General features: G+C 71.7%; 25 protein-coding genes. 14 read left to right on the forward strand and 11 right to left on the reverse strand.

The features are described 5' to 3' along the window. The first annotated feature begins 182 nt into the window (after positions 1 to 182). From IE99_RS0122075 to IE99_RS0122100, 6 genes are read left to right on the forward strand one after another with little or no spacing between them, the layout of a single operon-like run. Positions 183 to 1,013 carry an STAS domain-containing protein gene (locus IE99_RS0122075; RefSeq protein WP_030174056.1) on the forward strand — a complete coding sequence of 277 codons (831 nt, stop codon included), beginning with the start codon at positions 183 to 185 and terminating at the stop codon, positions 1,011 to 1,013. Next, positions 1,013 to 1,387 carry an STAS domain-containing protein gene (locus IE99_RS0122080; protein ID WP_037559914.1) on the forward strand — a complete coding sequence of 125 codons (375 nt, stop codon included), beginning with the start codon at positions 1,013 to 1,015 and terminating at the stop codon, positions 1,385 to 1,387. The genes IE99_RS0122075 and IE99_RS0122080 overlap by 1 nt, the downstream gene beginning before the upstream one ends. After that, positions 1,384 to 1,794, forward strand: coding sequence for an ATP-binding protein (locus IE99_RS0122085; protein ID WP_030174061.1), 411 nt, complete (start codon positions 1,384 to 1,386; stop codon positions 1,792 to 1,794). Before IE99_RS0122080 ends, IE99_RS0122085 begins: the two co-directional genes overlap by 4 nt. Continuing rightward, positions 1,782 to 2,828, forward strand: a complete 1,047-nt coding sequence (locus tag IE99_RS0122090; RefSeq protein ID WP_030174064.1) for an anti-sigma regulatory factor — start codon at positions 1,782 to 1,784, stop codon at positions 2,826 to 2,828. The genes IE99_RS0122085 and IE99_RS0122090 overlap by 13 nt, the downstream gene beginning before the upstream one ends. Then, entirely contained in the window at positions 2,825 to 4,183 is a 1,359-nt protein-coding gene (locus IE99_RS0122095; RefSeq protein ID WP_051712998.1) for a sensor histidine kinase, read from the forward strand. Before IE99_RS0122090 ends, IE99_RS0122095 begins: the two co-directional genes overlap by 4 nt. After that, positions 4,180 to 5,757 (forward strand): fused response regulator/phosphatase, encoded by a 1,578-nt coding sequence (locus IE99_RS0122100; protein WP_030174070.1) that lies wholly within the window; start codon positions 4,180 to 4,182, stop codon positions 5,755 to 5,757. Before IE99_RS0122095 ends, IE99_RS0122100 begins: the two co-directional genes overlap by 4 nt. 42 nt (positions 5,758 to 5,799) lie before the next feature. Here IE99_RS0122100 and IE99_RS0122105 read toward each other — a convergent pair whose 3' ends face one another. After that, a complete protein-coding gene (locus IE99_RS0122105) occupies positions 5,800 to 6,189 on the reverse strand; it encodes a hypothetical protein (protein WP_030174073.1) in 390 nt (129 codons plus the stop codon). Positions 6,190 to 6,366: 177 nt separating this feature from the next. Continuing rightward, positions 6,367 to 7,392, reverse strand: a complete 1,026-nt coding sequence (locus IE99_RS0122110) for a DUF8094 domain-containing protein (protein WP_483852547.1) — start codon at positions 7,390 to 7,392, stop codon at positions 6,367 to 6,369. Between the two features lie 277 nt (positions 7,393 to 7,669). Here IE99_RS0122110 and IE99_RS0122115 point away from each other — a divergent pair, with 277 nt between their 5' ends. Next, positions 7,670 to 8,050: a hypothetical protein gene (locus tag IE99_RS0122115; RefSeq protein ID WP_030174079.1), complete on the forward strand. Its 381-nt coding sequence runs from the start codon at positions 7,670 to 7,672 to the stop codon at positions 8,048 to 8,050. 97 nt (positions 8,051 to 8,147) lie between these two features. Here IE99_RS0122115 and IE99_RS0122120 read toward each other — a convergent pair whose 3' ends face one another. Further along, complete coding sequence (locus tag IE99_RS0122120) at positions 8,148 to 9,875, reverse strand: hypothetical protein (protein WP_030174082.1); 1,728 nt, start codon at positions 9,873 to 9,875, stop codon at positions 8,148 to 8,150. 458 nt (positions 9,876 to 10,333) lie between these two features. Between IE99_RS0122120 and IE99_RS0122125 the strand changes: the two genes are divergently transcribed. Together IE99_RS0122125 and IE99_RS0122130 are read left to right on the forward strand one after the other, a co-directional pair. Then, positions 10,334 to 11,764: a GGDEF domain-containing protein gene (locus tag IE99_RS0122125; RefSeq protein WP_051713002.1), complete on the forward strand. Its 1,431-nt coding sequence runs from the start codon at positions 10,334 to 10,336 to the stop codon at positions 11,762 to 11,764. 102 nt (positions 11,765 to 11,866) lie between these two features. Next, on the forward strand, positions 11,867 to 12,352 hold the full coding sequence (locus IE99_RS0122130; RefSeq protein ID WP_030174088.1) for a radical SAM protein: 486 nt from the start codon (positions 11,867 to 11,869) through the stop codon (positions 12,350 to 12,352). Between the two features lie 459 nt (positions 12,353 to 12,811). Here the strand turns inward: IE99_RS0122130 and IE99_RS0122140 are convergent, their stop codons facing one another. Next, the gene (locus IE99_RS0122140; RefSeq protein WP_157610437.1) at positions 12,812 to 13,183 is read right to left on the reverse strand and encodes a VOC family protein; all 372 of its coding nucleotides are present in this window, start codon (positions 13,181 to 13,183) and stop codon (positions 12,812 to 12,814) included. A gap of 116 nt (positions 13,184 to 13,299) precedes the next feature. Here IE99_RS0122140 and IE99_RS0122145 point away from each other — a divergent pair, with 116 nt between their 5' ends. Next, the gene (locus IE99_RS0122145) at positions 13,300 to 14,070 is read left to right on the forward strand and encodes an SDR family NAD(P)-dependent oxidoreductase (RefSeq protein WP_211258884.1); all 771 of its coding nucleotides are present in this window, start codon (positions 13,300 to 13,302) and stop codon (positions 14,068 to 14,070) included. A gap of 568 nt (positions 14,071 to 14,638) precedes the next feature. Here the strand turns inward: IE99_RS0122145 and IE99_RS0122150 are convergent. The 5 genes from IE99_RS0122150 to IE99_RS0122170 form a co-directional block, all read right to left on the reverse strand. Beyond that, complete coding sequence (locus tag IE99_RS0122150) at positions 14,639 to 15,112, reverse strand: hypothetical protein (protein WP_157610438.1); 474 nt, start codon at positions 15,110 to 15,112, stop codon at positions 14,639 to 14,641. Positions 15,113 to 15,447: 335 nt separating this feature from the next. Next, positions 15,448 to 16,254, reverse strand: a complete 807-nt coding sequence (locus IE99_RS0122155; RefSeq protein ID WP_030174100.1) for an ABC transporter ATP-binding protein — start codon at positions 16,252 to 16,254, stop codon at positions 15,448 to 15,450. Beyond that, positions 16,251 to 17,237 carry a FecCD family ABC transporter permease gene (locus tag IE99_RS0122160; RefSeq protein WP_030174103.1) on the reverse strand — a complete coding sequence of 329 codons (987 nt, stop codon included), beginning with the start codon at positions 17,235 to 17,237 and terminating at the stop codon, positions 16,251 to 16,253. The genes IE99_RS0122155 and IE99_RS0122160 overlap by 4 nt, the downstream gene beginning before the upstream one ends. After that, positions 17,234 to 18,205 carry an iron chelate uptake ABC transporter family permease subunit gene (locus IE99_RS0122165; protein WP_211258885.1) on the reverse strand — a complete coding sequence of 324 codons (972 nt, stop codon included), beginning with the start codon at positions 18,203 to 18,205 and terminating at the stop codon, positions 17,234 to 17,236. Before IE99_RS0122165 ends, IE99_RS0122160 begins: the two co-directional genes overlap by 4 nt. A gap of 32 nt (positions 18,206 to 18,237) precedes the next feature. Beyond that, on the reverse strand, positions 18,238 to 19,209 hold the full coding sequence (locus tag IE99_RS0122170) for an ABC transporter substrate-binding protein (RefSeq protein WP_030174109.1): 972 nt from the start codon (positions 19,207 to 19,209) through the stop codon (positions 18,238 to 18,240). Positions 19,210 to 19,436: 227 nt separating this feature from the next. Here IE99_RS0122170 and IE99_RS0122180 point away from each other — a divergent pair, with 227 nt between their 5' ends. Together IE99_RS0122180 and IE99_RS0122185 are read left to right on the forward strand one after the other, a co-directional pair. Further along, positions 19,437 to 21,137, forward strand: coding sequence for an ABC transporter ATP-binding protein/permease (locus IE99_RS0122180; RefSeq protein WP_030174114.1), 1,701 nt, complete (start codon positions 19,437 to 19,439; stop codon positions 21,135 to 21,137). Beyond that, positions 21,134 to 22,837, forward strand: a complete 1,704-nt coding sequence (locus IE99_RS0122185; RefSeq protein ID WP_037559915.1) for an ABC transporter ATP-binding protein — start codon at positions 21,134 to 21,136, stop codon at positions 22,835 to 22,837. Before IE99_RS0122180 ends, IE99_RS0122185 begins: the two co-directional genes overlap by 4 nt. Positions 22,838 to 22,877: 40 nt before the next feature. On the opposite strand, the gene IE99_RS0122190 is transcribed toward IE99_RS0122185, so the two are convergent. Continuing rightward, positions 22,878 to 24,047 carry an erythromycin esterase family protein gene (locus IE99_RS0122190; protein ID WP_030174118.1) on the reverse strand — a complete coding sequence of 390 codons (1,170 nt, stop codon included), beginning with the start codon at positions 24,045 to 24,047 and terminating at the stop codon, positions 22,878 to 22,880. A 90-nt stretch (positions 24,048 to 24,137) separates the two neighbouring features. Between IE99_RS0122190 and IE99_RS0122195 the strand changes: the two genes are divergently transcribed. Next, entirely contained in the window at positions 24,138 to 24,821 is a 684-nt protein-coding gene (locus tag IE99_RS0122195) for a TioE family transcriptional regulator (RefSeq protein WP_030174120.1), read from the forward strand. Positions 24,822 to 25,051: 230 nt separating this feature from the next. On the opposite strand, the gene IE99_RS0122200 is transcribed toward IE99_RS0122195, so the two are convergent. Further along, on the reverse strand, positions 25,052 to 25,273 hold the full coding sequence (locus IE99_RS0122200; RefSeq protein WP_030174123.1) for a hypothetical protein: 222 nt from the start codon (positions 25,271 to 25,273) through the stop codon (positions 25,052 to 25,054). A gap of 4 nt (positions 25,274 to 25,277) precedes the next feature. Between IE99_RS0122200 and IE99_RS0122205 the strand changes: the two genes are divergently transcribed. Further along, positions 25,278 to 25,487 carry a hypothetical protein gene (locus tag IE99_RS0122205; RefSeq protein ID WP_157610439.1) on the forward strand — a complete coding sequence of 70 codons (210 nt, stop codon included), beginning with the start codon at positions 25,278 to 25,280 and terminating at the stop codon, positions 25,485 to 25,487. Positions 25,488 to 25,559 lie beyond the last annotated feature (72 nt).

Consider the following 25,559-nt stretch of genomic DNA (forward strand, 5'->3'; position numbering starts at 1 on the left):
CCCTGCTACTCAATGGCACTGACTACCACTACAAAGTAGCACTGACTAGCAGTACATAGCAACACTGACTAGCAGACCTCTGCCGGGGCCGGTACGGCGAGCGCGTGAGGGCGGGATGAGCGGCCGACCTGCGGCGCTAGGCTCGTGGTGATCACTTTGGGCTGATAATGGGGAGTTCAGGCATGAGCGGGGCGGTTGGAACACGTATTTCCGAAATCCTGGAGGATCGGGAGGCCGTACTCGGACGGTGGGTCGAACTGGTCACCGAAGGGGTGCGCGGGCGGATCACCGAACGGGAAGTGCGGACGGAGCTCGGCGAGCTCTACGGGCTGGTCCAGCGGGAACTCGCGGACGGCGACGAGTCGGCGGCCGGTGAGCTGCGGGCCGCGCTCCAGGAGATCTCGCGCAGCCGGGCGCGGCAGGGGTTCAGCCCGAGCGAGACCGCGGTGAGCGTGTTCGCGCTCAAGCAGGCCGTGCACGAGCGCATCGGGGCGGCGGGCGAGGAGACGGCGTACGCGCAGTTCATCGCGTTCTCCGGTTACGTCGACGAGCTCGGGCTGATGACGTTCGAGACCTACAGCGCCACGCGTGAGCAGGTCATCGCCGACCAGGCCGAGCAGCTGCTCGAGCTGGCGACGCCGGTGGTGAAGCTGTGGGACGGGATCCTGGGGGTGCCGCTGGTCGGGACGCTCGACTCCGCCCGGACGCAGGTGGTGATGGAGACGCTGCTGCAGATGCTCGTGGACACGGGTTCGCAGTTCGCGGTCATCGACATCACCGGGGTGCCGGCGGTCGACACCGAGGTCGCGCAGCACCTGCTGAAGACGGTGATGGCGGCGCGGCTGATGGGCACCGAGTGCGTGATCTCGGGGATCCGGCCGCAGATCGCGCAGACGATCGTGACGCTGGGCATCGAGTTCGGCGACATCGTCACCAAGGCGTCGCTCGCGGACGCGCTGGCGTACGCGCTGGCCGCCAGCGGTGTGCGGCTGGTCGAGGGGGCGGGCGCCTGATGGAGCGCGTGCCGATTCTGAAGATCGGTCAGATCCTGCTGGTGTCGATCCAGATCGATCTGCAGGACCAGACCGTCCAGGTGCTCCAGGAGGACCTGGCCGAGCGGATCGTCCGGACGGGAGCCCGGGGCGTCATCATCGACATCACGGCCGTGGACATCGTGGACTCGTTCATCGGCCGCATGTTCTCCACCATCGCGTCGATGTCGCGGCTGATGGACGCCGAGACCGTGGTGGTCGGGATGCGCCCGGCGGTGGCGATCACGCTGGTGGAGCTCGGGCTGTCGCTGGGCGGGGTGCGCACGGCGCTGGATCTGGAGAAGGGCATGCGGCTGCTCGGCGCGTCGCTGCCCAGCCTCGCGGACGGCCGATGACGGCCCCGCCGCAGGAGCCGGTGCCCATCACCTCCGGCGACGATGTGGTGCGGGTGCGGCAGGCCGTGCGGACGGCCGCGGCGGCGGCGGGCCTCTCCCTCGTCGACCAGACGAAGATCGTGACAGCGGCGAGCGAGCTGGCGCGCAACACGCTCGTGTACGGCGGGGGCGGTCACGCCCGGGTGGAGCGGGTCACCGACGCGCGCGGGCGGGCGGGGGTGCGGATCGCCTTCGGCGACGATGGACCGGGCATCCCGGACATCGATCTCGCGCTCACCGAGGGCTGGACGAGCGGGTCGGGGCTGGGGCTCGGGCTGACGGGCGCCCGCCGGCTGACCGACGAGTTCCACCTGGACACCGAAGTGGGCGGGGGCACGACGGTGACGGTGACGAAATGGGCGCGGTGACGGGCGCCGGCTGGATGAGCAGCCCCCCGGTCGGAGACGCGGCGTGGATCCGGGTGGAGGAGCCCAGCGCGGCGGCGGGCGTGCGGCGCCGGATCACGGCGCTCGCCGGCAGGCTGGAGTTCGCCGGCGAGCGGCTGGAGCAGGTCCGCCTGGCCGCGACGGAGGCCGCGACGAACCTGGCCGCGCACGCCGACCGGGGCGAGATGCTGGTGCGGATCGTCCGGGACGGGGACGCCGCGGCCCTGGAGTTCGTCTGCGTCGACCGGGGGCCCGGCATCGCGGACGTGGCGGCGGCGCGGCTGGACGGGCGCTCCAGCCGCGGGACGCTGGGGATCGGGCTGGGCGCGATCGAGCGGCTCGCCGACCGCAGCGGACTGCATTCGGTGCCGGGGACCGGGACGGTGCTGTTCGCCCGGTTCCGGCGGCCGGGCGATCCGGGCGACCTCGATCCGCCGGTCGCGGGGCTGACCCGTCCGATCGACGGGGAGGACGAATGCGGCGACGCGTACGCGGTGCGCCGCGCCGCCGGGACCGTCTACGCCGTCCTCTGCGACGGCCTCGGGCACGGGCCGCTGGCGGCGCGCGCGGCGCGGGAGGCGGTGCGGGCGTTCGAGGACGCCGTGCTGCCCGCCCCGCCCGGCGAGATCCTGCGCCGGGTGCACGAGCGGATGACCGCGACGCGCGGCGGCGCGGTGGCGGTGGCGGCGGCAGACCCGGCGGCGGGGACGGTGCGCTTCGCGGGGCTGGGGAACGTCGCGGGCTGGGTCGTCGGCCCCGAGCGGCGGCAGGGGATGATCTCGGTGCGGGGCATCGCGGGGACCCGCACCGGCCGGCTCCGGGAGTACTCCTACGAGCTTCCCCCGGGAGCGGCGGTGGTACTGCACTCCGACGGCCTGACCGGCCGCTGGGACACCGCCGGCCTCCCGCGCGGCGACGCGCTGCTGATGGCGGCGGCCCTGTTCCGGGACGCGGGGGACCGGCACGACGACCGGTCCGTGCTCGTGGTGACGACGGCGGGCGGCGCGGGCGGATGATCGACGACCTGCTGGCGCTGGAGATCGCGGCCGAGGACGACGTGTTCGCCTTCCGGCAGGCCGGCCGCCGGGTCGCCGCCGAGATCGGCTTCGAGCAGCCGGACCAGGTGCGGGTCGCGACGGCGCTCAGCGAGGCCGGCCGCGAGCTGCTCGCCTGGTCCGGGAGGGTCGAGGTCGCCTTCCTGGTCGGGCGGGGGGCGCGTCCGGCGCTGATCGTCGAGCTGCTGTGCGCGCCGCGCGCCGACGGGCTGCCGTCCTCCGAGGGATACCGGGCGGCCTCCCGCCTGATGGACGTCGTCCATGAGGAGCGGGGGGACCGCCTGCTGGTACGCCTCCGCAAGGAGCTGCCCGGCGGCGCCCCGGTCGACCGGAACGCGCTGGAGCGGCTGCGCGAACGGCTCCGGCATCTGCGTCCGGTGTCGGCGCTCGACGAGCTCCGCACGCAGAACGCCGAGCTGCTCATGGCCCTGGAGGACATCCGGCGCCAGCGGGAGGAGCTCCAGTCCCTCAACACCGAGCTGGAGCAGACCAACCGGGGCGTGATGGCCCTGTACTCGGAGCTGTCGGAGGAGCTGGAGCAGACCAACCGGGGGGTCGTGGCGCTGTACGCCGAGCTGGAGGAGAAGTCGGACCAGCTCCGCGAGGCGGCCGAGGCCAGGAACCGGTTCTGGGCCAACGTCAGCCATGAGCTGCGCACCCCGGTGAACAGCGTCATCGGACTCGTCCGGCTGCTGCTCGATCCCCACGCCGAGGCCCTCACCGGCGAGCAGCGCCATCAGATCGTCCTGATCGGCGAGTCCGGGCAGACCCTGCTGTCGCTGGTGAACGAGCTGCTCGACCTGGCGAAGGCGGAGCGCGGCGGGCTGGAACCGCGGCCGGCCCCGGTCGAGGTGCCGGCGCTGCTGCGGCTGCTGGCCGACCTGCTCGGCCCGATGGCGAAGGAGGCCGGGGCGGTGCTCGCCGTGGACGCCGCGCACGCCCCGCCCGTCCTGGTCACCGACGAGGTGATGCTGACCCGCGTCCTGCGGAACCTGGTGGGGAACGCGCTGAAGTTCACGCCCGGCGGGCGGGTGTCGGTGACGGCGCGGGCGGTGCCGGACGCGGTCGAGTTCGTCGTGTCCGACACCGGCGCCGGGATCCCGCCCGCCGATATCGACCGGGTCTTCGAGGAGTTCTACCAGGTACCGGGCACGGCCGCGGGCGGTACGGGCCTCGGGCTGCCGTACGCTCGGCGGCTGGCCCGCGCGCTCGGCGGCGACCTCGTCCTGGACAGCGTCCTCGGCGAGGGGACGACGGTCACCGTCCGGATCCCGCCGGACCCCCGTGGCGGCGGTGCGGACCCGGCCGGAGGATGAGGGACGTGAAGGCGAGCACGACACTGGTCGTCGACGACAACGACACCAAGCGGTACATCATCGGAAGCTGGCTGAAGCGCGCCGGGCACACCGTCGTGGAGGCGGCGTCGGCGGCGCAGACGTGGAAGGCGCTCGCCGCCGCGGACGTCGACCTGGTGGTCCTGGACGTCCGGTTGCCGGACGCCAGCGGGATCGAGGTGTGCGCGCGGCTCAAGTCGGAACCGGAGACCGCGTCCCTGCCGGTCATCCACATCTCGGCGACGGCGGTGCAGGTGGCCGACCGCGCGTACGGGCTGCGGCGGGGCGCGGACGCCTACCTGACCGACCCGATCGACCCGGAGGAGTTCCTCGCGACGGTCGAGGCGGTGCTGCGCTACTACCAGGCGCGGCGGCACGCCGAGCGGATCGCGGCGCTGCAGGCCGCCCTGACCCGCACCTCCCTCGCCGTCAACGCGGCCGAGACCTTCGAGGGCCTCGCGGCGGTCACCGCGCACGGCGCCTTCGAGATCTTCGGGGTGCCGGCGGCGGCGTTCATCCTGCCGCCGGACGGCCAGGCCCGCCGCACCGTGGAGCTCGGTGAGGGGGTGTGGCATCGCGTGTGCCCGCCGTCGCTGTTCGAGCGGCTCGCCGCGATGACGGGCCTCGGGGACGCCACCGGCACCGAGGTCGCCCTGTTCTCCGAGCGCAGATGGCGGGACCTGCTGCCCGACCACGCGGCCGAGGGCGACATCCTCGTGACGATGTCGCGGATCAAGCGCGGCCGCCCGCCGATCGCCGTCGCGATCGAGGCGCGGGGCGCGGCGGGCGAGGACGAGATCAACCTGCTGCGCCAGCTCGGCCAGACCCTCGCGCTGGCGATGGAGGCGCTGCGCTCCTTCACCGAGGAGCACCTGATCTCACTGACCCTGCAGCGCAGCCTGCTGCCCGCGGCCCTTCCCGCCGTGCCGGGGTGGACGTTCGCGGTCCGGTACGAGCCGGCGAGCGACCAGGCCGAGGTGGGCGGCGACTTCTACGAGGTCATCGACCTGGACGGCCGGGTGCTGGTCGCGATCGGCGACGTCCAGGGCCACTCGCTGCACGCGGCGACGGTGATGGCGGAGATCCGGCACGCGCTGCGGGCGTACGCCCAGGAGGGCCATGACTCCGTCACGATCCTGCGGCTCCTGAACGGCGTCATGCAGCGCTACCACGGCGACCAGACGGTCACCATGTGCCTGATGACCCTGGACCCGGTGACCGGCGCCCTGCACGTCGCGAACGCCGGGCACCTCGCGCCGCTCCACATCGCGGACGGCCGGGCGCGGTACGGCCCCGGCGGCGGCGTCCTGCTCGGCTTCCCGGTGGAGGAGGTCGGCATCGAGGAGACCGTCGTCCCGCCGGGCGGCACCGTCGTGCTGATCACCGACGGCCTGATCGAGGACCGCGGCGTCTCGCTGTCGGTCAACCTGGAGCGGCTCCGCACCGTGGCGGCGGACGTGGACGCCGACCTCGAGTGGTTCAGCGACCGCATCCTCGCCGAATTCGGCCATCGCGAGGACGACGTCGCCCTCGTCGCCCTCCGCCGCGAGCCCTGACCCGCAAGCGGGCGGCGGCGTCGCGTCCGACTGGAAAGGGTGTCAACAGGAGAAGGGCGTCCAGTACCTGCGCAGTACGCGAGGTATCCCCCTGGTGCAGTCGTAGCCGCCGTCCCACTCCAGCACCCGCCACTCTCCCTGCCTGCCGACCTTCTTGAACACCGCTCCGCAATCGGTGTCCTTGGTCTCGAGGTCGTCGTAGTAGACGCAGACGAGCGCGTAGTACCTGTTCTCGACCCGCCCGTAGTGGGCGTCGGACTTGCGTTCGATCCGCTGGTGGCCGCGGGTGCCGAAGTAGGTCCTCTCCCACAGTCTTCCGAGGTGATGGCGCAGGTCGTCCGACATGTGGAGGTTCGCCTCGACTCGCGGCCGCGCGCCGGCAGGTGCCGCCACCAGAAGGCCGCCGGCGGCGATGACGGTGGCAATGCCCATGCTGAGAAGTCGTTGCATCGTGCCCCCCGAACGCTCCGCCGTCGGCAATCAGCGGAACACTCCAGATCGATACCCGTCGCAGCGACACGGCGCACACCACGATCCGCTGTCCGTCCATGACCACGAGCGGGACCTTTCACCTCCGCCCGCCTTTGTCACATGCCGCGGGCGTGGCGGTCAGCGGCCCTGGATCCGGACGGGCGCCCAGCGGTTGGCCAGCAGCCGGATGCGGCCCTTGCCCTTCGGCGGGACATAGGCCAGAACCTCGTACCGTTCCACGGTGGTGAGGCCGCGGCGCACGCTGGACCGGCCGATGGTCGGACGCAGCATGTCCCCCCAGTTCGGATGCCGCCAGTCGAAGGCACCGCCCCTCCCGGTGTTGCGGTAGGCGCGGTGGCTTTCCACCGCCGACCACACCAGGGCGCCCCCGGACGTGGTGCGCACCGCGTACACCGGCAGGGTGGAAGGCCGGTAGGCCGCCGCGAGGTTCCAGCCGCTCCTCCTGAAGTCGGCCCGGTCGCGCCGCATGCCCGCGGACGCGGAGGCGACCCACGAGGGGACCGCGAAGACCCTGGCCCGCGGCGACCGGACGCCCTGATTGAGGACCTGCACGAGGGCGGCCGGCACCTGGGCGGGCGGAAGGGCCAGCGTGGCGTCCTGGAGGGGGACGACGTCGGGTTCGTCGGCGACGTCGATGCCGGGGCCGAGCGGTCCGCGGACCGGCTTGGTGGCGAGGGTGGTGTAGGCGGCCCGCCAGGGCCCCCCGGGCGCCTGCTGCTCGAAGAGGATGATGTCGCGCGTGACGGGCCTGGTGCCGGTGTCGGTGAGCGCGGCGAAGAACCAGCGCGGGTGCCCGCTGAACTTGGGGGACGCCCCGAGCGCCTGCGTGTACCTGACCTTCCCGATCCGGATCCGGTTGGCCTTGAAGATCCTGTACTTGGTGGTCTCCATGCCGAGCGAGGAACCGGTGAAGACGGACGCGGCCATCACCGGGTCGAGGCGCGCGCGGACCTGGTCGGCCCCCCGCATGTACGCGGCCACGACGGCCTTGGCCTCGGCCTGGGTCAGCGCCGGCGTCGGCGGAGCGGGCGGCGGTGTGCTCGCGGTGACGCCCGTCCCGCCACCGGCGGGGGAGGAGCAGGCGGCGGCCAGGCAGGCGACCAGCGCGAGGGCGCCCGACCGGGCGGACGGGGACGGGGACATCGTCGGCACGGTGACTCCACGGAAGGAAGGGATCTTCACCTCGTCAGCGAACCGATGATCATTTGCGTCACACCCCAGGCGTTCCCCGGTCATCGACCTGGGCGCTCAGAGGGAACGGTGGTTCAGGCTCAACGGGACTCACGCCGACCATGTGGGCTGAGCACTGTGCACGCAGGCTAAAGCTCCGTGCACTCACGCGTAAGACACCCATCCGGGGCGGCCCGCACACTGTGGTGAGCACGACTGAGACCGAAACTCCCAGGAGAGGGGATCACCCGTGCGCACGTCACGAAAGATCGCTGCCGTGGTGGCGGGAACGGCGCTCGCGACCCTGACCACGGTGACGCCCGCTCATGCCGAGCCGCCGCCGCCCAACTGCCCGCGCGGCTACTTCTGCCTGAGCGGCGAGCCCGGCGCCCCGACCACATGGAAGACCGGGGGCAACTGGACCGGCCGTCGCGCGGCCATCTACATGTTCAACAACGGCTACCCGCTCCAGGGCCTGGACCACGTCTACGTCACCTACTACCGAGGTGTGGACAATTCCGGCCCCTACACCACGTGCCTGCACTACTACCCCGGGCCGGGCGCCTACTCCTCCTACACCCCGAACGACCCCATCATCATCACGAGAATCCGCTGGGGCGGGGAGTGCTGATCGCGCAAGTGCAAGGACCTCCCCCGGTGTCCTGGCGTTCACGGAGTGAGCGACGCTGCGGGCCGTCCGGCCGGACGGCCCGCAGCGCGGCCGTGGCTCAGAGCGTCACGGAGACTTCCGAGCAGTGCTCCTCGTAGGGCGGGTCGTTGTCGTAGGCCCTCATGCAGAGCCGGTACTTGACGGTCTGGCCGCCGAAGACCATCGGTGCGTCGGTCCAGCGGATCCGCTGGGGACTGCCGGACAGCACTGCGAGAGGTGGCCCCTCGATGGCGGGGACCGCGGGGAGCGGGGAGGCGCCGAGCAGCATCAGCGGGAGCGGTGTCCAGTCCTCACCCGGTCGCTGACGGGCGATGCTGGTGTCGACGGTCGGGCCCTTGTAGTCCCAGTAGATGCGGGCCTTGAGGCCCTCGGCGTCGGTGTAGGGCTCGGCGGTGAGGTGGTTGTTGTTGTTGACGTTGAGCCCGCACGTCGGGGGGTCACCCGGCAGGGCCCTCGGGATCCAGTTGATGCTGCCGACGGGGATCGGCACGGACGCCGCCACGGCGGCCCGCACCGTTCCCGGGGCCGCGGTCATCGCGGCGGGTGACGTCGCCGTCCGGCCGGTGGTGCCCGCCGCCTCGGCGGGCCGCCAGGCGAGGTGAGGCCGCTGGGAAATGGCGGCCGGCGCCGGGCTCGCGGTCGCCGTCCGCGCGGCGGACGCGGCCGTCGGCAGCGCCGACCGGGGCACGCGAACGAAACGCGGCCGGTAGATCGAGGCGTCCAGGGTGTTCTCGTCCAGGCAGCCGTCCTGACTGACCCTCGAGGTCAGCATGTTGTAGCTGAGCACGATCTCACTGGAGGTGGTCAGAGCGGGCTGCATGCGCGCGGCGTACCCGGGCAGGACCGACTTGTAGTTCGGGATCGAGTACAGGTGCGTCGCGGCTCCGCTGAAAGCGGTGGGCGTGCTGGAGGCGTAGGCGACGACATTGGACCCGTAGTTCTGCGTCACCAGCAGGTAGGTGCTCCCGAGCTTGGCGACGCTGAACTCACTGAACAGGCCGTTGGCCAGAGTGAGGCCCGCCGCCGGCGTCATGATCTGCCACGTCCCGCCGAACTGGCCGGTCGGCACCCGGGCGATGTGCAGCCTGCGGCCGTTGAGCGTGCAGTTGGGCGCCGTCCCGGTCCACAGTTCCTGGACGCCGTAGATGTAGGTGTAGCCGCCGTCGTTGAGCAGTGCGGTTCCCCAGGAGATGGGATTCGCGGCGCTCTCCTGATGGTTGACGATCTCGGTGGACTGCAGGGCGGGCAGGCCGCCGGACGGAAGGCTGAATTTCGCCACGACGGTGTTCTTGGGCTTGCTGAAGACGTAGCAGCCCTCCGCGCCGAAGGACATGCCCGTGTAGAACCGGACGAGCTGGCCCTGGTGGATGATGCCGTCCCCGGCCCATCGCTTCTGCCTGACGGCAGGCGGATCGTTGTCGGTCCCGGTGTTGGGGACCAGCGGCTTGGCGTTCCAGTTGTTGCCCTCGCCGGGCACCGTCACCGTGCGCAGGGTGGCGCCGGCCGCCGACGAACTGGCGATGACCATCGAATTGGCCACCATCGCCGTCTGGAACGGCGGATGGAACCCCTCCGGAGTCACCGGACCGCGCATGGTGTCGCTGAACGCGAACGACACCCGCCCGTCGGGCAGTTTCACCCCGATCGTTCCATCGCCGCCGCTCCACTGAGCCGTCGCGGTGTCACTGTTGTTGACGAAACTCGTCCAGGTGCTGTTGCGCGTGGTGTCGGGCGTCGCGGCGGCGGCGGGCCCGCTGAACGGCCCGACCAGCAGGCCGCCGGTCAATGCGAACCCCGCGCACACCGCGATTACCGACCGGCTTCTTCTCCGCACCCGAGCGCGAATGCCACGATCCACAGGAGCTCCCATCCGACCGCTCCCGTGCCCGACCGCAGCGGAGAGCCTCGGAGGAAGCTTGATCATTGAGAAGGCGATGCGCCAGACCCAAGATCCATACGTTCCTGGCCGCTTCCGGCCCCCCATCGACGTTTCCCGCACATTCCGGCATCGTGATCAGGTACGACCGGCACCGGCCTAAAGGACGAGGTTGTTCTCTGATGAACACCGCGCCGCCGGACAGCGTGCGGATGAAGGAGCTGGAGCAGTTCCTGCAGGCCGGGTGATGGATCACGACTCGCCGATGTCACTGTTCTCCGGCTGGCGCGGGAGTATCTGATCTTCGCCAGGACGATCCGGCCCGGCGTGATTCCTCAGATCGGCCGGACGCCTGCCGATGGGTCGGAGTGTCGGTCGGACGTCTGAGGATTCTGGTCACCGCGACGCTCGTGCTCGCGGTGCTGGACGCCGTCCTGTACTCGACCTCGCCGGGCAACGTCCTGCATCTCGCCCTGTACGCGGCGATCTGCGGGCTGGCCTGGTGGGCGGCGGTTCGGCTGGCCCCGGCGCGGGACCGGCCGCCCTGGCTGCTCATCGCGTCCGCCCTGACGCTCTGGATGGCCGGCGATGTGATCGAGGTGCTGTCCCTCGATCCGGGCACGCCGCTCCCCGTGATCGGCGCGAGCGACGCCCTCTGGCTGTCCGGCTACCCGCTGGTCGCCGCCGCCGTCTTCCTGATGGCCCGCAGGCGCGCTCCCGGGCGGCTCCGCGCCGGCCTGCTCGACGCCCTCACCGTCACCGTCGCCGCGGCGCTGGCGTCCTGGCAGTTCTTCGTCGAGCCGTTCCTGAGCGGCGGGTTCGCCGAAGCCGTCGTGCCCGCCCTCTACGTCGTGTGCGACATCGTGCTGCTCGCCGCGGGGCTGCTGCTCGCGCTGTCGGCCGACCAGCGCGGCACGCCGATCCGTCGCCTGCTCTGTGCCGTCTCCCTCTACCTGGCCGTCGACCTGGGCTACAACCTGCTGCCGTACGTCCTCGGCCCCCAGTACGTGGAGAAGCTCGGCGCCGCACTGCTCCTCGGACATGTCGTGTTGATCTCGGCGCTGCTGCACCCCGCCCGCGCCGAGCTGACCCGTCCCGCCCCGCCCAGCCACCATCTGCATCCGGCGCGGCTGGTCTTCCTGCATCTCGCCCTGTGGACGATCCCCGTCCTGTTCCTGAGCCGCACCGGCTTGACCGTCCAGGGGTATATGACGGCGGCGGCCAGTGCCCTCTGCGCGACGTTCGTGCTGGGCAGGTTCACCTCGGCGGTCCGGGAGCTGGAGCGCGTCCGGGCGCGCCTCGTGGACCAGGCCAGCAGCGACCCGCTCACCGGCCTGCCCAACCGTTCGGCCCTGCACGACCACCTGCGGCACGTCATGCGGACCGGCGGCGTGGCCGTCCTCTACCTCGACCTCGACGGCTTCAAGCAGATCAACGACGCGCACGGCCACGAGGCCGGCGACACGGTCCTCATGGCCGTGGCCGAACGTCTCTCCTCCGCCGTGCGCGAGACCGATGTCGCTGCCCGGCTGGGCGGCGACGAGTTCGCCCTGCTCTGCCCCGGCCTCTCCCACGACAACGCCGTGGCCCTGGCCCGACGCCTCCTGCACCAGATCGCCGAGCCCGTCCCCTTCCACGGCCAGAGCCTTCACGTGGGCGCCAGCATCGGCATCGCACTCCACCATGCCGGAACATCCGAGACCAGCCCCCTCCTCATGCTCCGCGCCGCCGACACCGCCATGTACACCGCCAAGCGCGAGGGCCTCGGCTGGTCCCTCGCCGAACCGATCCCCGGCTGACCCCCACCGACGATCCAGGTCGTGCCGGCCTGGGCGGGTCGCTAACCGCTTGGTGCAGTCCTGACGCGATGACGCTGCGGCTACCAGCCCGGGGGCAGCGAGATGGAGTTGGACGACCGGATGCGGATACTCCAGGACCCCGGCGTCCTGTGGTTCCAGATCACCGGCGGCGAACCCCTCGTCAACCGATACTTCCACGAGGTCTACACGCGCGCGTGGAACCTCGGGATGATCACCAGCATCTTGTCGAACGGCTCCCGGCTCCACGACAAACGGGTCTTCGACCTGCTCGAGCGTCGCCCACCCCCGCAGGAGATCACGGTCAGCATCTACGGCGCATCCGAGGCTTCCTACGACGCGCCACGCGGACACGAGGTGCCTGGAAGGGCAACGCCCACGAACTCGACCAGATGCAGGCGCTCGCCGAACAGCTGTGCCGGGGCCGCAGGGGCCTGGCCAGCCCGATCGGCGGAGCCGCTGCTTCCTGGGCATCAGCTTGACTTGTTCGCGCAACTCACGAACCTGCTCGGGCGAAAAGGCATGAAGCACTCCCGCCAGGTGCGGAAGGGGTCTTGTGTTGACCGGTGACGGCTTCCGCCCCCCGGTGGACCACCCCCGCTCGCGCGGGGAGAACAGGACGTCTGCCAGGAGTGCGACCGGTGTGGCCGGCCGGACCACCTCCGCTCGCGCGGAGAGAACCGGCACCCTGCGCTACGCCGACACCGCAGGGAAGTACCGTCGGCGACCATCTCACCCCAGCTGTCCGTGCTACGGGGGGAACCTCAGGGCCCTGTCATCCGGGTGTAGTTCCGGCTCGGTTTGGACCGCTCGAGCAGAGCCGCATCTGGCGGCGCAGCGTCGGTACATGCTCGGCACGATCGTGACCGCGGTCGGTTGGGTCACGAGGACGTCCGGCGCCCCGCGGTGAAGATCACGAAGAGCATGAGGCCGGCCAGCGCACCCGCCACCTCTGCGCGCACACGGGAATCAGCCATCTGTAAGTCCGCCGGACGGCGAACGCCGGGGCCGTTACCTGCCGCCGGAATGTCAAAAGCCCGTGAGGGCCCCGCTGGCCTCCCAATACGCCTCGATCCGGTGGCCATCCGGGTCCGTGCATGTGAACGAGACGTAACCCGGATCTTCATACTGCTCGACGATGTCCACTCCGTCCGTCTGCATTCGGCTGAGCAGGTCCTCTACTTCCTCGGGCGCGAAGAGCCGGAAGGCGAAACGGAGGAAGGCGGCCGGAGGCTCAGCGTCCTGGCCACCGTGTAAGGCGAGCTCGAAGCCGTCGGCATTGCGAACGATGATCGTGCCGTGGCCGCCCACATGCGCGGAGGTGAATTCGAAGTAGGTCTCATAGAACCGCCGGCTGCGCTGCTCGTCACGGACCGGTAAGCCAAGCTGCATCACATGCATGACACAGCATGTAACGCTGGGGCGGCCGCCGTAAAGGGCGCCGATCAATGCGGCTGAGTCATTGCGCGGTGCGCGGCTTCTCAGAGCATCCGTGACCGTGAAGGATGAGCCGCATGATGCGCTCCTATGTCGTGACGGGCGGCGGCCGGGGGGTCGGACGGGCGATTACCGAGCGGCTGCTCGACGATGGTCACGCCGTCGTGGTCCTCGAGCTCGACTCCCATGCCCTGGAATGGACGGCAGGTCATCCCGCCGGCGACCGCCTTCGCACCGTCATCGGCAGCGCCGACGACGACGCTGTGACAGAGCGGGCGGCGGATCTCGCGGAAGCCGCCGGAGCCTTCTCGGGGTGGGTCAACAACGCCGCCGTGTTCCGCGATGCCGCACTGCACTCGGCGTCCGCCCGGGAGGTTCTCGGCCTGATCTCCCTGAACCTCGATCCGGTCGTGGTCGGCTGTGCGACCGCCGTCCGGCGCTTCCTGCGGGACGGGACGCCGGGCGCGATCGTCAACGTGTCGTCCCATCAAGCGCAGCGGGCCGTGCGCGGAGCACTGCCGTACGCCACGGCCAAGGCCGCGATCGAAGGGCTCACCCGCGCCTTGGCCGTCGACTACGGTCCGCGCGGCGTGCGGGTCAACGCCGTTGCGCTCGGGACCGTCGCCACCGAACGCTACGCGTCGTTGCTGGCCGGTTCGCCGCCGGAGTCCGCCGCCCGCGTGGAGGCCGATATCGCCCGCCTGCATCCGCTGGGACGTCCGGGCCGCCCCGGCGAGGTCGCCGCTGCCGTCACCTTTTTGCTGTCGGACGACGCGAGCTTCGTCAACGGCGCCATCCTGCCGGTCGACGGCGGACGCGCGGTCCACGGGCAGGACCCCGAGGAGACCTGACAAAGCGGCAAGGTCCTGTCGCGCAGTCGTTCTTGAAGAGGCTTCCGCTCAGGGCGTCGGGTACGTGTTGGCGGCTGCTCCCAGCGCTCAGGGACTCGCCCCCGCTCAGTGACGCCGTTGCGCCACCCCCTCACAGAAAGCCCTTCCCGAACCGGCGGTCAGGTAGGGGTGTGCGGCGCGGAGCATTTCCGGCGACGGAATAGGAGGATCCACCCCACGCCGGCACCCCCACGGACCAGCCTTTGACATCCCTGTCTGTCGGGCTCGCCGCAGGTGCTCGCCCGGATTCCCGCAGGTGCCGAATGCGGATGATCCGCGCCGTGGGATCGGTGTGCTCTGTGGATCGTCGGGTATCGGCCCGTGACGCCTCAGAACCGAACATGTGGAGTCATCCGATGCTGATCGCTTGCTTGGCGGTGATCCCGGCCGCTTTCGGTTGGCTGTTGATGATGGAGCGCCTGGAGCGGTGGATACTGCCGCACGAGAACGGGAACGGTGGTCGACAGCCGAGTCGGCAGGCACGAAACCTGGCCTATCAGTCATGACCTTGTCCACCGGCCGGTTGATGTCACCAGTCCGGTCGCGGGAGCGGTGGTGTGATGAACCAGGCCGTGGCGCCGTCTACCCGACCGAGGCTGCGGTTCCAGGACACCCAGCGGAACTTCCGGACCGAGTAGCCGATGTTGTAGTGAGTCTCGGTATCCGGACCGCAGCCGGCGGAGGTGACGGTGGTGTCTCGGTAGATGAGCGTGGTGGAGCACCCGGTGGGATGAACCTCGATGGCCAAGCCGCGATTCTCCCGCTGGCAGAGCGACATGAATTTGTTGCGGTTGGTGACCTTGATGTAAGCCGTTGAAGTCACGGCCTGGTCGTTCGCGTCGGTCCAGTAACGCCAGCATGAGTCGGTGCTGTGCGCCGCGTCGCACCATCCGTGGACCGCTGCCTCAGCGGGCGCCGGAACGGCGACCAACGCACTCGATGCCGCGGCCACGGTCACGCCGACGGCTACCAGTCGCCGACGTCGCTTTGCGGGTTTCTCCATCGTTGGGGCTCCTCTCCCTGGGCGGGCACGCGTCCGGTCCGCGCGTCGGATGCGGATCTGGGCACCCTGCCCGGGCTTCGGTTGTCTCGCCTGCTCTTACTCTCTAGAGGCTGCAGCGCGCGGGCGATTCCGTCTTTCGCGTAAGTGCACAGCTCTATGGCCAGCGTGCACAAAGGGTCCAGGGTCCGGAGACGCCGGAACAGGGCACGCGTAAGGAAGTGTCTGATAGATGAGCCTGATCGGGGTGGCGGGCGCGGTTCAACACCTCAGAAATGGCTTCGGGTATGCAGGAACCATGTGCTGAACTGCGGTTTCCACTGGGGCAGAGGTGGGGCTCAGCTCTGAGAGAGGGCGTTGGTCGTGAGTGGGGTGTCGGGGATGCAGCGGGGGTGGTGGTGGATCTCGTCGATGACGACCCTTCCGGCGACTCCGAAGACCTCGCTCAGCAGGTGCGGGGTGAGGACGGCGGACGGAGGGCCGTCGGAGTGGATCGCGCCCTGGTGGAGGGCGAGGACGCGGTCGGTGAAGCGCGCGGCGTGGTCGAGTTCGTGCAGGACGGTGACGACGGTCAGTCCGCGTGCGGAACGGAGTTCGCGGACGAGTTCGAGGACTTCGAGCTGGTGCCGGATGTCGAGATGCGCGGTGGGCTCGTCGAGGAAGAGGATGTCGGCTTCCTGGGCGAGCGCGAGGGCGAGGCGGGCGCGCTGCCTTTCGCCGCCGGACAGGGTGTCGAGGACGCGGTCGGCCAGGTCGGTGAGGCCGGTGAGGGCGAGGGCCTCTTCGGTGGCCGGGTCGTGTCCGGTGGTGCGGAGCATGCCGAGGGGGCCCTGGCCGGGGTAGCGGCCCTGGTGGACGAGCTGCCGGACGGTGAGGCCGGGGACCGGGGGGAGGGTCTGGTGCATGACGGCGATGCGGCGGGCGATCTGTCTGCGGGGCATCCGGGCCAGGGGGAGCCCGTCGAGCTCGACGGTGCCGGCGTCCGGGGTCAGGACTCCGGCGAGCAGTCTGAGGAGTGTGCTCTTCCCGCTGCCGTTGACCCCGACCAGCGCGACCGATTCGCCTTTCTCGATGGTCAGGTCGATCCCGGAGAGGAGGGGGTGGACGCCGTGCCCGAAGCTCAGGCCGAGGGTTGTCAGGCTCACGGGTTCTTCTCCCTGGAGACGATGGCGATGAGGATCGCGGCTCCGGCCAGCGCGGTGATGACGCCGGCCGGCAGGCCGAGGCGGTGGCCGAGCTCGGTGCCGGCGATGAGGCGGGTGAGGGCCTGGGCGGCGGCGTCCGCTCCGACGAGGACCGCGGCTCCGAGCAGCGCGGCCGCCGGTACGTGGCGGTCGGGGCGGCCATCGGTGAGGCGCCGTGCGGCGTGCGGGACGACCAGCCCGATGAACGCGAGGGCTCCGGCGAGGCTCGCCGCGCACGCGGTGAGGGCGACGGCGATGCCCAGGACCAGCAGGCGGGCCCGTCGTGGCGCCAGTCCGAGGGAGGCGGCGTGCTGGTCGCCGCCTTGCAGGATGGTGGTGACGGGGGTCGCCGCCCACGCGACGCAGATCCACAGGGGGATCCACCAGACGGCGATGACCAGGTGGTCCCAGACGCGGCCATCGACGGAGCCGATGAGCCAGCGCAGGGCGTTGCCGAACCGGCCGGGCTGGTAGGCGAGCAGCAGCGTGACGAGCCCGCCCATGAGCGCCGACCCGAGCAGGCCCGCGGTGACCGTCCGGCCCGGTCCGCCGCCCGCGGCGAGCAGCCAGGTCACCGCTCCGCCCAGGACACCGCCGACGAGCGCGGCGCCCAGGCCGCCGAGTGCCGAGTCCAGGGGGACGGGCCCGAAGGCGGCGGCGGCGAGCACGCCCAGGATCGCTCCGGGGTTGACGGCGGTGAGTTCGGGGGCGGCCAGCGGGTTGCGCAGGGAGGTCTGCAGGAGGTGGCCGGCGACGCCGAGGGCCGCGCCCGCGAGCGCCGCGGTGACGAGCCGGGGCAGGCCGAGCTCCCACAGGATCCGCTCGTCCAGCGTCGCCGGGCCGCCGCCGGCGAAGGCGAGGAGGTCGCCCGGCTCGCCGCCCCCGGCGCTCACATGCAGGAAGGCGGCGAGTACCGCGAGGAGGGGGAGAAGCGCCCTGGTCATCGGGCGCCTGTGCGCAGGAGGGCGGCTCCGGCGAGGACGCCGATGAGGACGGTCCAGGCGCCGAGCGGCGTCTCGACGGGGGCGAGGGCCAGCCGGGCCACCTGGTCGGCGGCCGTGGTGATCGTCGCGCCGAGGGCGGCGGTCCAGAGCATCCAGGTGCGGGCGTCGCCGTCCGGCCGGATCCTGCGGGCCAGGAGCGGCGCGACGAATCCGACCCAGGCGATCGGGCCGCAGGGCCCGGTGACGGCGCCGACCAGCAGCGCCGCGACGGCCAGGACCCCGGCGCGGGCGGTGCCGGCGCGGGTGCCGAGGGCGGTCGCGGTCTCGTCGCCGAGGCGGAGCAGCCCGAGCGCGGGGAGGGTCAGCAGGGTGAGGGGGACGGCCAGGACGAACCAGGGGAGCGTCCGGGAGACCTGGTCCCACAGGATGCCGTTGAGGCTGCCGACGAGGTAGCGGAAGAGCAGGTCGTACTGGAGCCGGTCGGCCGTCGCCATGATCGCGAGCAGGAGCGCCTGGACGGCCGCGGTGACGGCGGATCCGATGAGCAGGACCCCGCCGGCGGTGCGGGCCGCGCGGGCGGCGGCGAGGGTGAGCGCTCCGCCGGCGGCGGCGCCCGCGAGCCCGACGAGCGGATGGAGGGCGGGGGAGACGGGCAGCGCCCAGACGACGCAGGCGGCGACGGCGACGGCCGCGCCGGAGGAGACGCCGAGGAGTTCGGGGACGGCGAGCGGGTTGCGCAGCGCCTCCTGGAGCAGCAGTCCGGCCACGGCGATGGCGGCGCCGCCGAGCAGCCCGAGCAGGAGCCGGGGCAGGCGAAGTTCCCACAGCACCACGTACTCCAGGGAGGCGTGGTCGGCCAAGGCGGCCGGGATGCGCTGCGGCGCGATCACCGGGGTGCCCAGGCACAGCCCGGACAGGATCAGCAGCACCGGCACGACCGCCGGGAGGGCGAAGCGGAGCGGGGGCACGGCACGGCCGTGCCCCCTGACGTGAGACGAGGTCACCCGCCGGCCTTCGCGATGGCCTCGGTGAGGATGATGCCGAACGCGCGGGTGCCGCGGCCGGACGCCCACAGTTCGGGCCGGACCTCGTAGACCTTGCCCGTGGCGACCGCCGGGATCCGCTTCCAGACGGGGTTGGCGCGGTAGGTCTCGGTGACGGGCTTGGAGCCGCCGAACGAGAACGACTGCACGAAGACCACCTGCGGTGCCTTGGCCAGGATCTCCTCGAGGCTGTAGGCCTGCGCGGTCTCGAACCCGCCGCCCTTGCTGGGCCACGGGTAGTCGAAGTATTGGGACAGGAAGTTCCCGAGCACGTCGTCGGTGGTGTTGACGCCGATGGAGCCGCCGCCGTACATGGCCAGGACCCTCTTGTCCTTCAGCCCGGCGGCTTCGGCCCTGGAGTCCCCGTCGGCGAGTTTGGCGCGGAAGGCGTTCTCGGCCTTGGCCTGCTGCTCGCCGCGGCCGGTCAGGGCGGCGAGGCCGCGAAGGTAGCCGATGGAGTCCTCGTAGGACTTCACCTTGACGTTCCACAGCGGCGCGAACTTCTCCACCGCGGGGGCCAAGCCCTCGTGCACGCCGGCCAGGCCGATCACCAGGTCGGGTCGCGCCTTGGCGATGGCGGTGACGTCCTCGCCGCCGAAGCCGCCGGGGACGACGGGCACCTTCGCTCCGGCGGAGCCGAGGTAGTCGGGCCGGGTCAGCAGTTCCGGGGTGGTCGTGCCCGCGGGGGTCAGGCCGAGCTCGACGAGGATGTCGTCGCAGATTCCGGTCAGGCAGACGATCCGCTCCGGGGCCTTCTTCAGCGTGAGGGTCTTGCCGGCGGGGTCGGTGACGGTCAGGGACGCCGCCACCGGGGTGGCGGAGGCCACCGGGGTCGCGGGCGCGGAGGCGGCCGGCGTCTTCGCGTCCGAGCCGCCGCACCCGGTGACGGCGAGCGCGAGGAGCGCGGTCGCGGCGATCAGGCTTCTCATCGGCGGCCCGTCCTGCCGGCGGGGCCGACGCCCGGCGGTGGTGGGGGCGGCCGTGCCGCGAGAAAGCGCCGTGAAGCGCATCAGGCCTCCAGAAAGGTGATCATGTCTGGTTGAACACGATAATGACTATCATTATCGTCTTGGGTGCGCCAACGCCGATGGTGCGAACGATGCGCAGCCCATCCGCCGTCGCCACATCCGGCACGTCCCCGAGGTGAAGGAGCCACATGATCGTCCACAGGCGCCTGCTGCGGCTGTCCGGCGCCATCAAGGCGCCCATGGCCGCGTGCGTCGGGCTGGGCCTGGCGGTCTCGGCGGCCTACGTCGCGCAGGCGCTCCTGCTCGCGGGTGCGCTGGCCGCACTGGCCCGCGGCGACCACGACACCGCCATCACGCTTCTGGCCTGGACGTTCGCCGTGATCGCGGGCCGGGCCGTGCTCCTGTGGGCACGCGAGACCGTCACCGTCTGGGCGGGTGCCCTCGTCCGGGCCCGGCTGCGCGACCGCCTGGTCGAACGGCTCGGACTGCTCGGTCCGGCCTACCTCACCGAGGCCCGCACCGGTTCGGTGCAGACCACCGTCGTGGACGGCGTCGAGGGCCTGGACGCCTACTTCAGCCGCTACCTGCCCCAGGTCGTCATCACGTTCTGCGTCCCGGTGGTGCTCGTCGGCTGGCTGTTCACCGTGAACGCGGCGGCGGCGACGGTCCTGGCCGCCGCCGTCGGGGGCGTCCTGGTGATCCCGCGGCTGTGGGACGTGACGCTGCTGCGCCGCGGCCGGGCCCGCTGGACGGCCTTCGCCGATCTGGCCGCCGACCACCTGGAGGCCATGCAGGGCGTCGCGACCCTGCGCGCGTTCGGCGCCGTCGGACGCCTCGGGGCCGGGCTCGCCGCCCGCGCCCACGACCTGTACACCACCACGATGCGGCAGCTCAGAGTGTCGCTGGTCGAGACCGGGGTCAGCGCCTTCCTCGTCCAGGCGGGTACCGCCGCCGCCGTCCTCGCCGCCGTGTGGTCGTCCTCTCCCGGCGCCGGGCCGGTGTTCGCCGTCCTCATGATCACTGCCGAGTGCTTCCGCCCGGTCCGGCAGCTGTCGGAGTACTGGCACGCCGGCTACCTCGGCATCACCGCCGTCGACGGGCTCCAGGAGCTGCTGTCGGCCGAGCCCGCCGTCGCCGACACCGGCACGAGGACCGCGTTCCCGTCCCACCCGGAGATCGTGTTCGATCGCGTCACGTTCACCTATCCCGGCGCGTCCGCCGCGGCCGTGCGCGACGTGACGTTCATCATCCGGGCGGGGGAGACCGTCGCGCTCATCGGACCGTCGGGAGCCGGCAAGAGCACCGTCGCCGCGCTCCTCCAACGGCACTACGACCCCGGCTCCGGAAGCATCACGATCGGTGGCTCCCCGCTCGCCGACCTCCCCCTGAGCCGCCTGCGCGCCGGCATCGCCGTGGTGGCCCAGGACACCTACCTCTTCCACGGAACGGTCGCCGACAACCTGCGGCTGGCCCGCCCCGACGCCTCCGACGCCGACCTGGAGAGGGCCGCGCGGGACGCCGACGCGCACGCCTTCATCACCGCCCTCCCCGACGGATACGCCACGGTCCTCGGCGAGCGCGGCGCGACCCTCTCGGGCGGGCAGCGCCAGCGGGTCGCCATCGCCCGCGCCCTGCTCGCCGACGCGCCCGTCCTCCTCCTGGACGAGGCGACCTCACATGTCGACGTCCACGGCGAACAGGCGCTGGCCCGCCTCAGGAGGGGCCGCACCTGCCTGCTGATCGCGCACCGGCTCTCGACCGTCCGGGACGCCGACCGCATCGTCGTCCTCGAACAGGGACGGATCACCGAGACCGGCGACCACGACGCCCTCACCGCCGCCGGCGGCTCCTACCACCGGCTCCTCGCACTCCAGGAGACCCGCGCATGACCGCGTCCCCCCTGTGGTGGCTGGCCCGCACGGTCGGCGAACACCGCCGCGCCTTCGCGGCCACCCTCGCCTCGCACCTGCTCGGCCGGCTCGCCACCCTCGGCGTCGCCGTCACCTCGGCCTGGCTCGCCGGCCACGCCGTCGCGGGGCGGCCGACGCCCCTGAGCGCGTTCGCCGGGATCCTCGCCGGACTCGTCCTCCTCGCCGCCCTCGCGACCTGGTGGGAGACCTACGTCGCCCACGACCTGGCCTACCTGCTGCTCGCCCGGCTCCGCGGCAAGGTCTACGACGCCATCGCCCGCATCAGCCCGTCCCGCCGGCTCGGAAGGCGCAGCGGCGACCTGTCCGCGACCGTGCTCTCCGACGTCGAGACCCTCGAGTGGCTCTTCGCGCACACCCTCGCCCAGTCCCTCACCGCCGGCACGGTCCTCACCCTCGGCACCGTGTTCGCCGTCCTCCTCGACCCTCGGCTCCTGGTCGTGTCGCTGCCCGTGACCGTGTGCGTCCTGACCCTCCCGCTGTGGTCGCGCCGGATGTCGCGGCGGCACGGCGAGGAGCTCCGCGAGGCCACCGCGGAGCTGACCGCCGACGTCGTCGACACCGTGCAGGGGATGCGTGAGCTCACCGCGTTCACCGCCCTGGAACGGCGACGGGCGCTGCTCACCGAACGCACCCGGCGCCTGGCCCGCGCCCAGGCCGCCAACGCCGGGCGCGGCGGCCTCGAAGCCGCCCTCCTGGACCTGCTCGTCTCCGCCGCCGCAGTCGGAACCCTCCTGGTCGTGGCCGCGCTCATCCGCTCCGGCGACCTGCCGCTCGCCCACGGCCCCGCCGCCATGGTCCTCGCCGCCGGCTCCCTCGGCCCCGCCACCCAGGTCGCCCTGCTGCTCAAGGAGTACGGCACGCTCCGCGCGGCGGCGGGCCGCGTCCAGGCCCTCGTCACCGCGCCGGCCGAGGTGTCCCCGCCCTCCGACGGCCCCGCCCCCGCCCCGGCCCCGGACGTGGTCTTCGAGGACGTGCACTTCCGGTACTCAACCGACGGACCGGACGTTCTGCGCGGCGTCTCGTTCACGATCCCCCACGGCAGGACCGTCGCCCTCGTGGGCAGATCGGGCGCCGGCAAGACGACCTGCGTCTCCCTGCTGCTGCGCTACTGGGACCCCGACCGCGGGCGCATCCTCCTCGGAGGCACACCCCTCGACCAGATCACCGACCTTCCCTCCCGCATCACCGTCGTCCCCCAGGACGTCCACCTCTTCGCGGGGACGATCGGTGACAACGTCCGCCTCGGAGCCCCGTCCGCCGACCCCGCACCCGCCCTGGCCCGCGCCCAGCTCACCCTGGACCCGGACACCAAGGCCGGCGAACGCGGCGTCATGCTCTCCGGAGGCCAGCGCGCCCGCGTCGCCATCGCCCGCGCCCTGGCCGTCGACGCCTCCGTCCTGATCCTCGACGAGGCCATCGCGAACCTGGACCCCGAGAACGAGGCCCGGCTCACCGACGCCCTCGAAGCCGCCGCCCGCGACCGCGCCACCCTGGTGATCGCCCACCGCCTCTCCACCATCCGCCGAGCCGACCACATCGTCGTCCTGCACGACGGCCACGTCGCCGAGCAGGGCACCTTCGAGGAGCTCATCGCCAACCCCGAAGGCCACCTCTCCCGTCTCTTCCGACCGAGCGCGGCTACTTGCCGCCTTCGGTGAGGGGCGGGCATGGATGGTGCGATTGACACGCACACGCCTGTCAATCCGGCCAAGCCTCCAGCCTGGCAGCCTTCTTGAGGAAGACGATGCCGTCGATCGCGTCGAGCCGGGCCGGGTCCAGCGGGAAATAGGCCCGATCGTGGGAGATGCGCGGGGCGGGCCTCGTGATGGCTTCGCTCAGGCGGCGGGCGTCGATGACGGAGTGGTCCCACGGGAGGGAGGACAGAAGGCCCTCGACGGTGTCCGGCGCCGGGGCGTGGTCGCTCACCGTGCCGAAGGCCGAGGCCAGGAAGGCGTACCGGTCGCCCAGATGCGTCGCGGTGATCGCTCCCGCGCTCCACCACTCCAACTGCTGGTCGCCGAACGGCACGAAGCTCTTGTTCCGCTGCAGGTGGAGGTTATGGCCGAAGACCAGGGCCGGGCCCTGCTCGGCGACGGCACGCAGGTTGGCGGCCATCATCGCGTCCCGCAGGGCCGACAGCCTGGCCATCCGGGCGGGGGACGTGTCGGCCATCCAGTGGTGGTAGCGGAGCAGGCCGGTGGCGGTGCGCCCGTACAGTGCCGCCCTCTCCCCGTCCCGCGCTCTCAGCCGCGGCGCCTGCGTGTCGAGCAGCGCCACCAGGTCGTCGGTGATCAGTCGCAGCCGCTGGGCGTCGGGGGACCGGCCGATCGACCGGGACGGATCCATGACCGTGGCTTCGTCCGCCCATCGGTCGTCCGGGCCGAGCAGCGTGTCGAGGGTTTCCATCGAGTACGGGAGCGGGCCGTCGAGGAGGCCGTGGAGGCCGGTGAGCGCCTGGCGCGGGCTCGCCGCCCAATACTCCAGCGGTCCGTCGAAGCCATGGAACCGGAGCTTTTCGTCATGCTCCTCGTTGTACGCGCGCATCCAGCGCACGAGCTCGCGGTTGGCCGGTGACGCGCCGAAGCCGTGGCTGATGCCGCGTTCCATGACGTCGTCGAGCGTGCCCGTGCCCGTCGTGATGTGGTCGTCGACCACGAGTCCCATGAGGCAGTCGCTCTCGATCGCGAACGATCGGTAGCCCTCGTGCTCGACCAGATGCCGGAAGATCTCGTTGCGCACCTCGCCGAGCTCCCCGACGAAATGCCTGGCCTCGCCCAGGCCGAGCAGCAGGGGCTGGGCGGGCAGCGACCGCAGGAACGCCGAGACGCTCGCGCCGTCGAGCGGCCGGGCCATTTCCCTGATATCCATGCCTTCAACGGTATCGTTTAACCTTCGGTGTAAACTTTTCCGGGAAATCCCCTCTCTCATAGCGATGGACCTTCAATCGGTGATGCATCCGTGAGGCCAGTGGACCTGGCGCGCGAGCACGGCCTGTCCACCCAGGCGATCAGGAACTACGAGGACGCCGGCATCCTGCCCACCGCCGAACGCACCGTCCACGGCTACCGCACCTACACGCCGCTGCACGCGCACGCCCTGCGCGCCTTTCTCGCCCTGGTGCCCGGGCACGGCCACCGGACGGCCACATTGATCATGCAGGCGATCAACCGGGGTGCCACCGAGGACGCGCTGCGGCTCATCGACGAAAGCCACGGCCGACTCCTCGACGACCGCCGCACCCTCCAGGCCGTCGAAGCCGCGCTCCGCGATCTGGCGCCCGTGCCGCAAGAACGCGGCGACACGTTCATCGGCCCCCTCGCCAGGAGGCTCGGCCTCCGTCCGGCCACCCTGCGCAAATGGGAGAACGCCGGGCTGGTCCGGCCGCGCCGCGACCCGCGGACGGGCTACCGGATCTACGACGCGGCCGACGTGCGGGACGTCCGGCTGGCCCACCAGCTCAGGCGGGGCGGTTACCTGTTGGAGCAGATCGCCCCGCTGATCGCTCAGGTGCGCTCCGCCGGAGGCGTCGCCCCGTTGGAGTCGACACTGCGCGACTGGCAGGCTCGCCTGTCCGCCCGGGGCCGCGCCATGCTCAAGGGCGCCACCGGCCTGGACGCCTACCTCCGCGCTCGCGAACCCTGACCCCGCCACCCCGCCCGAACAGACGCCCAGGCCAGGGTGTTCCGTATGGCTGTTCCGGTGAAGGCCCCTTCCGGACCACGTGGACGGGTGAACGGAACCCGGGTCGGCTACGCGCGCTGCTCCATCGACGAGCAAGACGTCGTGATCCAGATACGCCGCGTCCAGTGAGGCTGTGCCCGCCCCCGGTCATGCCGGACACTCCTCTGTGGTGAGCCGGTGCGGACTGCGGGTCAGTCGGCCGGTCGGGGGATCACCGTTCCCAATGATCTGGTGACCTTGAAGCCGGCCGCCGGGCACCTGATCTCCCCATTCGGACCCAACGCGGCGGGTACGGCCACCTGGGGCTGCCTGAAGGTGCCGCCCACCGCCACTCCGCTCAGCGGCTTGTCGGTACAGGTCCTGATGAGGCCGGCCTCCTTCAGCTCGATGCCGTCGGCCCGGGGGTTCAGCACGATCGTGACCGCGGTCGGTCGGGTCACGAGGGCGTCCGGCGCCCCGGGCCTCGACCATCTGGACGACGGAGACGCCGAGGGCGAACGGAAGGTCTGGGACTACACGCTGTACTACCGTCCTCGCCGGACCGGCGGCTTCTCCGTGCGCGGAGTGGTCGGTCCGGGCGACATCGCCGGCCGCATCCTCCAGCGACTCGGGCAGACCGAGAGCTGACCGTCGCCCACCGGGCGGCGCGGATGCGCGGCCGATGTGGGGCGGCCGCGCATCCGGGCCTTCACGGCGGGA

The sequence above is a fragment of the Spirillospora albida genome (genome assembly GCF_000718255.1).
In the GTDB taxonomy this organism is placed as follows: Bacteria; Actinomycetota; Actinomycetes; order Streptosporangiales; family Streptosporangiaceae; genus Spirillospora; species Spirillospora albida.

Excerpts from the sequence above, each read along its gene's own strand:
- IE99_RS0122075 (WP_030174056.1), top strand. The coding sequence starts at position 183 with ATGAGCGGGGCGGTTGGAACACGTATTTCCGAAATCCTGGAGGATCGG.
- IE99_RS0122080 (WP_037559914.1), top strand. The coding sequence starts at position 1,013 with ATGGAGCGCGTGCCGATTCTGAAGATCGGTCAGATCCTGCTGGTGTCG.
- IE99_RS0122085 (WP_030174061.1), top strand. The coding sequence starts at position 1,384 with ATGACGGCCCCGCCGCAGGAGCCGGTGCCCATCACCTCCGGCGACGAT.
- IE99_RS0122090 (WP_030174064.1), top strand. The coding sequence starts at position 1,782 with ATGGGCGCGGTGACGGGCGCCGGCTGGATGAGCAGCCCCCCGGTCGGA.
- IE99_RS0122095 (WP_051712998.1), top strand. The coding sequence starts at position 2,825 with ATGATCGACGACCTGCTGGCGCTGGAGATCGCGGCCGAGGACGACGTG.
- IE99_RS0122100 (WP_030174070.1), top strand. The coding sequence starts at position 4,180 with ATGAGGGACGTGAAGGCGAGCACGACACTGGTCGTCGACGACAACGAC.
- IE99_RS0122105 (WP_030174073.1), bottom strand. The coding sequence starts at position 6,189 with ATGGGCATTGCCACCGTCATCGCCGCCGGCGGCCTTCTGGTGGCGGCA.
- IE99_RS0122110 (WP_483852547.1), bottom strand. The coding sequence starts at position 7,392 with ATGTCCCCGTCCCCGTCCGCCCGGTCGGGCGCCCTCGCGCTGGTCGCC.
- IE99_RS0122130 (WP_030174088.1), top strand. The coding sequence starts at position 11,867 with ATGGAGTTGGACGACCGGATGCGGATACTCCAGGACCCCGGCGTCCTG.
- IE99_RS0122140 (WP_157610437.1), bottom strand. The coding sequence starts at position 13,183 with ATGCATGTGATGCAGCTTGGCTTACCGGTCCGTGACGAGCAGCGCAGC.
- IE99_RS0122145 (WP_211258884.1), top strand. The coding sequence starts at position 13,300 with ATGCGCTCCTATGTCGTGACGGGCGGCGGCCGGGGGGTCGGACGGGCG.
- IE99_RS0122150 (WP_157610438.1), bottom strand. The coding sequence starts at position 15,112 with ATGGAGAAACCCGCAAAGCGACGTCGGCGACTGGTAGCCGTCGGCGTG.
- IE99_RS0122160 (WP_030174103.1), bottom strand. The coding sequence starts at position 17,237 with ATGACCAGGGCGCTTCTCCCCCTCCTCGCGGTACTCGCCGCCTTCCTG.
- IE99_RS0122170 (WP_030174109.1), bottom strand. The coding sequence starts at position 19,209 with ATGAGAAGCCTGATCGCCGCGACCGCGCTCCTCGCGCTCGCCGTCACC.
- IE99_RS0122180 (WP_030174114.1), top strand. The coding sequence starts at position 19,437 with ATGATCGTCCACAGGCGCCTGCTGCGGCTGTCCGGCGCCATCAAGGCG.
- IE99_RS0122185 (WP_037559915.1), top strand. The coding sequence starts at position 21,134 with ATGACCGCGTCCCCCCTGTGGTGGCTGGCCCGCACGGTCGGCGAACAC.
- IE99_RS0122190 (WP_030174118.1), bottom strand. The coding sequence starts at position 24,047 with ATGGATATCAGGGAAATGGCCCGGCCGCTCGACGGCGCGAGCGTCTCG.